Source organism: Streptomyces sp. UF-297 (assembly GCF_058245575.1).
Window position 1 is genome coordinate 1 of the sequence record NZ_JBSIBZ010000251.1, and the last position, 476, is coordinate 476.

Consider the following 476-nt stretch of genomic DNA (forward strand, 5'->3'; position numbering starts at 1 on the left):
GTGCCGATACCGGCCACCGCGTCCGGGCCGAGCGCGGACAGCGAGCCGTCGGGACCCACCTCGATGAACACCGACACACCCTGCGCGGCGAGCGCGGCCACGGCGTCGGCGAAACGCACCGCCTGCCGGGTCTGCGCCGGCCAGTACGCACTGTCACACTCGGTCAGCACATCACCGCTCAGCGCACCCGCCCACAGCACCTCCGGACGCCGATACGTCAACTCGCCCGCAATCGCGCCAAGTTCATCGAGGACCGGGTCCATGGCAGCGGAGTGGAAGGCGTGCGAGACCCGCAGGCTCCGCACCCGACGCCCCGCACCCCGCCAGTACTCCACCACCCGCTCGACCGCGTCCGCAGCACCCGAAACCACCACCGACTCCGGACCGTTGACCGCCGCGATGGACACCGCGGAGGTCTCTGCCAGCGCGGCCAGCACATCCGCCTCGGACGCGTTGACCGCCGCCATCGCACCACC

The 476-nt window shown here is 71.8% G+C and carries 1 protein-coding gene; it reads right to left on the reverse strand.

The window, feature by feature from the left end:
• Positions 1–467 (reverse strand): acyltransferase domain-containing protein (locus AC4IJH_RS43690; RefSeq protein WP_490857593.1); only part of this gene is annotated, 467 nt, incomplete at its 3' end.
• Positions 468–476 lie beyond the last annotated feature (9 nt).